The sequence below is a fragment of the Aeromicrobium sp. PFPM2_SD2 genome (assembly GCF_057364525.1).
Genome location: NZ_JBNFNZ010000084.1, coordinates 1 through 7,234 on the forward strand (window position 1 = coordinate 1; position 7,234 = coordinate 7,234).

The window sequence follows — 7,234 nt, forward strand, 5'->3', positions numbered from 1 at the left end:
CCGGCTCCTGCGGGGTAGCCCCAGGCGCGAGGCGTGCCCGCACGACGTCGTGGTTTGGACAGCACCCCAGGTCTGCGGCGCCGCCCCACGGCCGCCGCGTGCTCGAGCGCCTGCGCGATGGCCTGGCGCTGCTCGGCGGCCAGCCACGGCGTCATGAGGTACTCGAAGTTGAACGACTGGTGCAGCTCGTCGGGACGGACGTACTTGACCAGGTTCTCGGCGGGGACGACCCAGGCCTCGGCGCACAGCAGCCGCTCGGAGTCCGGGTCGCCGGGGACGGCGTAGGAGTCGGCGATGCGGCGCCAGGAGCGGTAGATCTCGTGGACGCCCTCCTGGTCCCACATCGGCTGGGAGTTGGTCGGGTCCTTGGCCAGGTCGTAGTCGGGGTTGGCGTCGGGCAGGCCGTCGGCCTTGACCAGGCCGTGCGCCACGTCGATGCGGAAGCCGTCGGCGCCGCGGTCGAGCCAGAACCGCAGCACGTCCTCGAGCTCGCTGCGCACCTCGGGGTTCGTCCAGTCGAAGTCGGGCTGGGTGGCGTCGAACAGGTGCAGGTACCACTGGCCCTTGCTGCCGTCGGCCTCGGTGACGCGCGTCCAGGCCGGGCCGCCGAACGTGCTCTGCCAGTTGTTGGGCGGCTCGTCGCCGCCCGGGCCCTTCCCGTCGCGGAAGACGTAGCGGGCCCGCTCGGGCGAGCCGGGCGGCGAGGCCAGCGCGGCCTGGAACCACGGGTGCTCGCTGGAGGAGTGGTTCGGGACGACGTCGACGACGACCTTGAGCCCGAGCTCGTGCGCGGTGGCGACGAGCGCGTCGAAGTCGCCCAGCGTGCCGAACAGCGGGTCGACGTCGCGATAGTCGGCGACGTCGTAGCCCGCGTCGTTCTGCGGGGACGTGTAGAACGGCGAGAGCCAGACCGCGTCCACGCCGAGCTCGGCCAGGTGGGGGAGCCGGGCCGTGATGCCGGGCAGGTCACCGATGCCGTCGCCGTCGGAGTCCGCCCACGAGCGCGGGTAGACCTGGTAGATGACGGCGTCGCGCCACCAGGGCGTCTCGGTGGACCGGGGCATGAGCGGCTCCTTCGGGGTCGGGACGATAGGTTTCGTCCATGTCACAACGCACGCTCGTCCTGCTCAAGCCGGACGCCGTCAAGCGCGGTCTGGTCGGCACCATCCTGTCCCGGTACGAGGCGAAGGGCCTCTCGGTCGTCGCGATGGAGCTGCGCACGATCGACGAGCAGCAGGCCGACGCGCACTACGCCGAGCACGTCGAGCAGCCGTGGTACCCGCCGCTGCGCGCGTTCTCCACGTCCGGGCCGCTCGTCGCGCTCGTGCTGGAGGGCGACGAGGCGATCTCGGTCGTCCGGCTGCTGAACGGCGCCACCGACGGTCGCGCCGCCGCCCCGGGCACCATCCGCGGCGACCTGTCGCTGTCGAACCGCGAGAACCTCGTCCACGCCTCGGACTCCGAGGAGTCGGCCGCGCGCGAGATCGCGCTGTGGTTCCCCGGCCTCTGAGCCGTCCCTACGCCCCTCGGTGACGTCTCTCGGGTGACGCACGTTCATGCGTTCGGGCTGCTGGCGCGGCCTGAACGCATCATCGTGCCGACGCTGAGCGACGGACGTTCATGCGTCGGGGTCGCTCCAGCGACCGCAACGCATCAAGATCCGTCGAGCCCCGCCAGCCGAGCGCCTGGGCCATGCGGACGAGCTGGTCCGCGACGACGCGCGGCTGGCGGCGGACGGCGTACGACGAGAACGCGAGCTGCCGGACGCCGGTGATCGCGATCTCGTTGGCCCTCGTCAGGTCGTCGTCCCACTGCGCGACCGCCATGTGCGGGACGCCGTGCACCTCCACGCCGAGGCCGAGCCCGGGGCACCACACGTCCAGGAAGTAGCGCCCGGACGGTCCGCGCACCGCCCGCTGGCGTCCGATCGCCGGCAGACCCGTCGCTCGCCAGATCCGACCCAGGTCGCGCTCGGGCAGCGACTGCACCCCGCCCACGGCGTCGAGCACGGACTCCACGACCAGCGCCCGACGCCGGCACGGTCCGCGACGCGTCAACGCCTCCCGCACCTGGCGCGCTCCGACGAGGCGCTGCTGGAACGCGGCCAGCACGACGATGCGGGCCAAGCCGTCGGACGGGGCCCAGCTCGCGGCGTCGACCACGCTGCGACCGGCGGTCCGGCGCGGCTCCCGGGAGGGATGCACGTCCAGCTCGCTGAGCTCGGTGCTGCGGTGCACGACGACCCCGGGCAGCGACGGCGTCCTCGCCCGGCGGCAGGTGTCGACCAGCATCGACTTCTTCCTGTCGGGCCGCTCGCTGCCCGCCTGGGTGACCGGCCTGGCCTTCGTCTCGGCCAACCTCGGCGCCGTCGAGGTCATGGGCATGTCGGCCAACGGCGCCCAGTACGGCGCCGCGACGTTCCACTACTTCTGGATCGGCGCCGTCCCCGCGATGCTCTTCCTCGGCATCGTGATGATGCCCTTCTACTACGGCTCGGGCGTGCGCTCGGTGCCCGAGTTCATGCGCCGGCGCTTCGGCACCGGGGCACACCTGGTGAACGCGCTGAGCTTCGCGCTCGCGCAGCTGCTCATCGCCGGCATCAACCTGTTCCTGCTGGCCACCATCGTCGAGCGGCTGCTCGGCTGGCCGCTGTGGGTCTCGCTCATCGTCGCGGCCGTGGTCGTCCTGTCCTACATCACGCTCGGCGGCCTGTCGGCGGCGATCTACAACGAGGTGCTGCAGTTCTTCGTCATCGTCGCCGCGCTGCTGCCGCTGACGATCGTCGCGCTGCACAAGGTCGGCGGCTGGCAGGGCGTCAAGGAGAAGATCCAGCCCGGTCCCGAGCAGCTCTCGTCGTGGCCCGGCACCGACCTGACCGGCATCGACAACCCCGTGCTGTCGGTCATCGGCATCGTGTTCGGCCTGGGCTTCGTGCTCTCGTTCGGCTACTGGACGACCAACTTCGTCGAGGTGCAGCGCGCCATGGCGTCGGACTCGCCGTCGGCCGCCCGGCGCGCCCCGATCATCGGCGCGTTCCCGAAGATGTTCATCCCGTTCGTCGTCATCATCCCGGGCATGATCGCCGCGATCATCGTCCCGGAGATCGCGGCGCTCAAGGGCGGCGACGAGGGCGGCGCCGAGGGAGCGACGTACAACGACGCCATCCTGCTGCTCATGCGCGACCTGCTGCCCAACGGCATGCTCGGCGTCGCCATCGCCGGCCTGCTCGCCTCGTTCATGGCCGGCATGGCGGCCAACATCTCGGCGTTCAACACCGTCTTCAGCTACGACCTGTGGCAGCAGTACGTGAAGAAGGACCGCTCGGACGGCTACTACCTGACCGTCGGCCGCGTGGCCACCGTCGGCGCGACCGTCCTGGCCATCGGCACCGCCGTCATCGCGTCGAACTACGACAACCTCATGGACTACCTGCAGACGCTGTTCGGCTTCTTCAACGCACCGCTGTTCGCCACGTTCATCCTGGGCATGTTCTGGAAGCGCATGACGCCGACGGCCGGCTGGGTCGGCCTGGTGTCGGGCACGCTCGCCGCGGTCCTCGTCGCGATCCTGAGCGAGGGCACGCTCGGCAGCCTCAGCACCGGCGTCCTGCCGCTGTCGGGCCAGGGCGCGAGCTTCGTCGCGGCCGGCGCGGCGTTCGTCGTCGACATCGCGGTGAGCGTCGTCGTCACCCTGTTCACGCGGCCGCGGGCCGAGTCCGAGCTGCGCGGGCTGGTGTACTCGCTGACGCCCAAGGAGGACTTCGCCGACCCCGACGAGAAGGACCTGGCCTGGTACCAGTCGCCGGTCAAGCTGGCGGGCATCGGCCTGGTCATCGTCATCGTCCTCAACATCCTCTTCCGCTAGGAGCCAGCCATGGCACAGACCAAGACCGCCGGCGCCTTCGACGTCCGCTACGTCGTCGCCGCGCTCATGGGCGCCTACGGCGTCATCCTCACGATCCTCGGCCTGGTGAACACCAGCGACGCCGAGCTGGACAAGGCTGACGGCTTCAACGTGAACCTGTGGGCCGGGCTCGGCCTGCTGGCCTTCGCGGTGGCGTTCGGGCTCTGGGCCCGGCTGCGTCCGCTCGTCGTGCGCGAGCTCACCGACGAGGAGCGGGAGGCGGCGGGGAGGCCCGCGGACGACCGGTAAAGTTCCGGCGGTGAGCACCCCGGAGAACTCCTACCGCTACGACAGCACCCTCGCCGCCGACATCGAGGCGCGCTGGCAGGACCGCTGGGACGCCGACGGCACGTTCCGGGCGCCCAACCCGGCGGGCGACCTCGCCGGCGACGTGAGCGACGAGCGCTTCCCCGCGGGCAAGTTCTTCATCATGGACATGTTCCCGTACCCCTCGGGGGCGGGCCTGCACGTCGGCCACCCGCTGGGCTACATCGCCACGGACGTCGTCGGGCGCTACCGCCGCATGACCGGCCACAACGTGCTCCACGCGCTCGGCTACGACGCCTTCGGCCTGCCCGCCGAGCAGTACGCCGTCCAGACCGGCCGCCACCCGCGCGAGACGACGCTGGAGAACATCGCCAACATGCGCCGCCAGCTGCGCCGGCTGGGTCTGGGCCACGACGACCGCCGCTCGTTCGCGACGATCGACCCCGAGTTCGTGCGCTGGACCCAGTGGATCTTCCTGCAGATCTTCAACTCCTGGTACGACCCCGAGCAGGGCAAGGCGCGTCCGATCTCCGAGCTGGTGGAGAAGCTGGGCACCGACGACCCCAAGGTCATCGACGAGCACCGCCTGGCGTACGTCAGCGACTCGCCGGTCAACTGGTGCCCGGGCCTGGGCACGGTGCTGGCCAACGAGGAGGTCACCGCCGAGGGCCGCTCCGAGCGCGGCAACTTCCCGGTGTTCAAGCGCAACCTCAAGCAGTGGAACATGCGCATCACCGCCTACGCCGACCGCCTGGTCGACGACCTCGAGCGCGTCGACTGGCCCGAGCCGGTCAAGATCATGCAGCGCAACTGGATCGGCCGCTCGCACGGCGCCCGGGTGCGCTTCGACCTGCCGGCCACCGGCGACTCCGTCGAGGTGTTCACCACGCGTCCGGACACGCTGTTCGGCGCCACCTACGTCGTCCTGGCGCCCGAGCACGACCTGGTCGAGCGCATCACCGCCGACGCCTGGCCCGCGGGCACGAAGGACGTCTGGACCGGCGGCGCGTCCACCCCCGCCGAGGCGGTCTCGGCCTACCGCGCGGCCGCCGCGGCCAAGACCGACGCCGAGCGCCAGGAGGACCGCGAGAAGACCGGCGTGTTCACCGGCGCGTACGCGACCAACCCGGTCAACGGCGAGGCCGTTCCGGTGTTCGTCGCCGACTACGTCCTGACCGGCTACGGCACGGGCGCCATCATGGCCGTCCCGGCGCACGACGCCCGCGACTTCGAGTTCGCCACCGCCTTCGACCTGCCCACCCCGCGCGTCGTCGACGGCGAGGGCGACCTGCCGTTCACCGGCGACGGCGTCGCCGTGGCCAGCAGCAACGCCGAGGTGAGCCTGGACGGGCTGGGCGTCGCGGAGGCCAAGGAGCGCATCATCGCCTGGCTGGAGCAGAGCGGCCACGGCACCGGCACCACCACCTACCGCCTGCGCGACTGGCTGTTCAGCCGCCAGCGCTACTGGGGCGAGCCGTTCCCGATCGTCTACGACGAGGACGACCGGCCCATCGCGCTGCCCGAGTCGATGCTGCCCGTCGACCTGCCCGAGGTGCCCGACTACAGCCCGCGCACGTTCGAGCCCGACGACGTCACCAGCGAGCCCGAGCCGCCGCTGGGCCGGGTCGAGGAGTGGGTCCACGTCGAGCTCGACCTCGGCGACGGCCCGAAGCGGTACCGCCGCGAGACCAACACGATGCCCAACTGGGCCGGCTCGAGCTGGTACGAGCTGCGCTACACCGACCCGACCAACCCCGACGTCGTCACCGACCCGGCCAACGAGGCCTACTGGCTCGGCCCGCGCGGCGAGGGCGAGACCGGCGGCGTCGACCTGTACGTGGGCGGCGTCGAGCACGCGGTGCTGCACCTGCTGTACGCCCGCTTCTGGCACAAGGTGCTGTTCGACCTGGGCCACGTCAGCAGCGAGGAGCCGTTCCACCGCCTGTTCAACCAGGGCTACATCCAGGCCTACGCCTACACCGACGACCGCGGCGCGTACGTCCTGGCCGACCAGGTCGAGGAGCGCGACGGCGCGTACTTCCTGGGTGACCAGCCGGTCCACCGCGAGTACGGGAAGATGGGCAAGAGCCTCAAGAACGTCGTCACGCCCGACGACATGTACGACGCGTACGGCGCCGACACCTTCCGCGTCTACGAGATGAGCATGGGCCCGCTGGACGTCTCGCGGCCGTGGGAGACCCGGGCCGTCGTCGGCTCCCAGCGCTTCCTGCAGCGCGTGTGGCGCCTGGCCGTCGACGAGGAGACCGGCGCGACGCTGGTCACCGACGAGCCGGCCGACGCGGCGACGCTCAGCACGCTGCACCGCACCATCGAGGGCGTCCGCGCCGACATGGACGCGATGCGCTTCAACACCGCGGTGGCCAAGCTCATCGAGCTGACCAACCACCTGACCCGCGAGGGCGTCCGGTCGCGCGACGCGATCGAGCCGCTCGTGCTCATGCTGGCCCCGCTGGCGCCGCACGTGGCCGAGGAGCTGTGGGCGCGCCTGGGCCACGAGGGGTCGCTCGCGCACGTGCCGTACCCGGCGTACGACCCGTCGCTGGTCGTCGAGGAGACCGTCACCTGCGTCGTGCAGGTGCAGGGCAAGGTGCGGGCCAAGCTCGAGGTCGCCCCGTCGTCGTCCGAGGACGAGCTGACGCAGCTGGCCCTGGCCGACCCGAACGTGCAGCGGGCCATCGACGGCCGTGACGTGCGCAAGGTCGTGGTGCGGGCGCCCAAGCTGGTCAACGTGGTCGTCTGATGGTCGTCGCCCTCGTCACCGACTCCACGGCCACCCTCCCCGGTGGCCTGGTCGAGCTGGCCGGGGCGACCGTCGTGCCGCTGCACGTCGTGGTGGGCGCCGAGACGCACCGCGACGGCGAGGTCTCGTCGCGGGTCGTGGCCGACGCGCTGCGCCACGGCGTGCCCGTGAGCACCTCGCGACCGAGCCCCGAGCGCTTCGCGGAGGTGTACGCCGAGGCGGCCGAAGCCGGGGCCGACGAGGTGGTCTCGGTGCACCTGAGCGGCGGGTGTCCGGCACCCGACGAGGCCGCGGCGCTGGCCT

At 71.5% G+C, this 7,234-nt stretch carries 6 protein-coding genes and 1 pseudogene; 5 read left to right on the plus strand and 2 right to left on the minus strand.

Features of this window, described 5'->3' with window-relative positions:
• Positions 1 to 1,064: alpha-amylase family glycosyl hydrolase (locus AC2W7G_RS06145; protein WP_485867655.1), on the minus strand; the 1,064-nt coding region annotated here is incomplete at its 3' end.
• Between the two features lie 38 nt (positions 1,065 to 1,102).
• Between AC2W7G_RS06145 and ndk the strand changes: the two genes are divergently transcribed.
• Entirely contained in the window at positions 1,103 to 1,510 is a 408-nt protein-coding gene (gene ndk / locus AC2W7G_RS06150) for a nucleoside-diphosphate kinase (protein ID WP_485867656.1), read from the plus strand.
• A 79-nt stretch (positions 1,511 to 1,589) separates the two neighbouring features.
• Here ndk and AC2W7G_RS06155 read toward each other — a convergent pair whose 3' ends face one another.
• Positions 1,590 to 2,291, minus strand: coding sequence for a hypothetical protein (locus AC2W7G_RS06155; RefSeq protein WP_485867660.1), 702 nt, complete (start codon positions 2,289 to 2,291; stop codon positions 1,590 to 1,592).
• On the opposite strand from AC2W7G_RS06155, the pseudogene AC2W7G_RS06160 reads away from it, so the two are divergent.
• The 4 genes and pseudogenes from AC2W7G_RS06160 to AC2W7G_RS06175 all read left to right on the plus strand — a co-directional run.
• Positions 2,257 to 3,864: pseudogene (locus AC2W7G_RS06160) on the plus strand (sodium:solute symporter family protein); the annotation flags it as partial. The gene AC2W7G_RS06155 and the pseudogene AC2W7G_RS06160 overlap by 35 nt on opposite strands.
• Before the next feature lie 9 nt (positions 3,865 to 3,873).
• Positions 3,874 to 4,152 carry a hypothetical protein gene (locus AC2W7G_RS06165; protein ID WP_485867657.1) on the plus strand — a complete coding sequence of 93 codons (279 nt, stop codon included), beginning with the start codon at positions 3,874 to 3,876 and terminating at the stop codon, positions 4,150 to 4,152.
• Positions 4,153 to 4,162: 10 nt separating this feature from the next.
• Positions 4,163 to 6,931 carry a leucine--tRNA ligase gene (gene leuS / locus AC2W7G_RS06170; protein ID WP_485867658.1) on the plus strand — a complete coding sequence of 923 codons (2,769 nt, stop codon included), beginning with the start codon at positions 4,163 to 4,165 and terminating at the stop codon, positions 6,929 to 6,931.
• On the plus strand, positions 6,931 to 7,234 hold a 304-nt coding region (locus AC2W7G_RS06175), incomplete at its 3' end, for a DegV family protein (protein WP_485867659.1). The genes leuS and AC2W7G_RS06175, both read left to right, overlap by 1 nt.

What these genes read in the sequence shown, in the direction of transcription:
- AC2W7G_RS06155 (WP_485867660.1), bottom strand. Translation starts at nt 2,291, where the DNA reads ATGCTGGTCGACACCTGCCGCCGGGCGAGGACGCCGTCGCTGCCCGGG.
- AC2W7G_RS06165 (WP_485867657.1), top strand. Translation starts at nt 3,874, where the DNA reads ATGGCACAGACCAAGACCGCCGGCGCCTTCGACGTCCGCTACGTCGTC.
- ndk (WP_485867656.1), top strand. Translation starts at nt 1,103, where the DNA reads ATGTCACAACGCACGCTCGTCCTGCTCAAGCCGGACGCCGTCAAGCGC.